Source organism: Bacillus sp. LR--39 (assembly GCF_053613335.1).
Map to the genome: position 1 here is coordinate 1 of NZ_JBSIOT010000071.1, position 1,855 is coordinate 1,855.

General features: G+C 43.7%; 2 protein-coding genes. Both read right to left on the minus strand.

The annotated features are described in order from the left end of the window. Positions 1 to 1,659, minus strand: a 1,659-nt coding sequence (locus ACWHAR_RS20360) for a M20 family metallopeptidase (RefSeq protein ID WP_452087645.1), incomplete at its 3' end; no start/stop codon positions are given. Between the two features lie 73 nt (positions 1,660 to 1,732). After that, on the minus strand, positions 1,733 to 1,855 hold a 123-nt coding region (locus tag ACWHAR_RS20365; protein WP_452087646.1), incomplete at its 5' end, for a hypothetical protein.

Here is a 1,855-nt window from a genome sequence, read left to right on the forward strand (position 1 = left end):
GTAGCTTTGCAAAAGATGAACGGTGGTTTGCTGTATGAGGAGAGGCAATACATGAAATGTGTACGGTTTATAGACTCGTTCTGTCCATTTATGGCCGTCTTTTCCATACACACCCATATTAATGGATGGAATATTCAGCTTGCGTATGTCTTTGAACGGAATGGTTCCAATCATATTCCACCCAGGGAAGTTCCTGATAAAAGAATCAATTTCGCCATCGGTTTCGTGCAGTGATAAAAAACTGCCGTCTGCCAAGTAGGGGAAAAACTTTTTGAAGACAAATGTTTCGCCTGTCGATTCAGCGGTTTTGTCAGCCGCTTCTTTAATCACATGCTGCAAAAGCTGATCTCTTGCGCTATCTTCTTTCAAATAGTTATGCGGCAGGTAAGGAGGTGCGTAAAATAGAATGACTTTTGCGCCTTGATCGGGGTCAAGCTTTTGAAGCTCTTCGATTGCCTGAAAGCATCTCATGCGAAGTTCAAGGTGCTCGTTGGCTTTGAATGTCTGCTCGATACACTGCTCGGGATCTATCCCCCGGTTTCTCAGCTTTTCTAAGTATTGCTCCAGGCTATACACTTGAATGCCCCATGATAAATGTATCTTTGGCAGGTTGGCTCTCTTTACATATTCTTCATAATAATCTGATAATTTTCGTTCTGTCTCCCGGCATGCTTCCTCAGTGACTTCAATAAGCAAATCCATCATTTCTTTTGCTGTTCTTTCATAAATAAAACAATTGAAATACAAGCTGGTGCTGACAGCCGTTTGCACATTATAGGATTCCTTGTTATCACGCTGATACAAACAGGATGGGGGCAGAACCAACTCCCCTTCAATCTTTTCTGCCAGATGGATGTTATTGTGGAGACGGCTTGTGATTTCAGATGAAATGAAATTTGGGTCAATCCCTGCCAGTGTATCGCCAACATGGACTTCACGCCCGTAAATGTAAAAGCAAGGCAGCAGTTTTCCCGCGGCTCCGGTATAGATATATCTTGTCTGATCACCATCGTAAAGTGGGGTAATAAAATCCGTATTAATAGCAGCCAAATAGTGAAGCTGTTTTTCTTTTTTTAGCCGGTTCAGCTCTGAAATGCTGGCGAGAATGCCCGAATGCTGGCTCTCCTCAACGGGATTGACCATAAACAATACAATTTCCGGCAACCTTTCAAGGTTCTCCGAAAAATGCAGGAGATTGGCTAAATGCACGGCGATGCCGCTTTGCATATCGACAGATCCTCTTCCGAACATCCAATCGCCTGATTTGGCATCCCGCTGAACATCCTGATCGAACTCATAGCGGCTGAAATACTCGGCCAATTTCTCACAATCAAAAGCGATATCCTTTAAAGGGCCGAAATCTTCGATTCCAACTGTATCCAGATGGGCATGGTAAATGACTGTATTACGGCTTTCTCCATGTCCTTTAATAAACGCAAAAATATTTTTGCGATTGTATGGGTCATTGGGAATGGCCTGTTCCCACACATGACTGGGGTTTTCCTGAAAATAAGGATAGCTCGTGATCACTTCTTTGATGAAATCTGCTTTTGTCCCTTCTCCAACGGTGCCGTTCACGCTGCTGAGGCTGACCAGAGATGCTGTCAGCGCCTCCACTCTTTCAGCCGGAGTCATGTGACTGATTTTTGTATACTGCATAAATTGTCCTCCTGATCAAAAAGTTGAAATCGTGCGATCCGCTAAAGAATCGCACGATTTTATTTCTCTCAAATCAAAAAACTTCGGACGTTGTTTTGGCTTGCATATGAAGAATTAAGTAATCGGGACCGCCTGCTTTTGAGTCTGTTCCTGACATATTAAAACCGCCGAACGGCTGATAGCCGACAATTGCTCC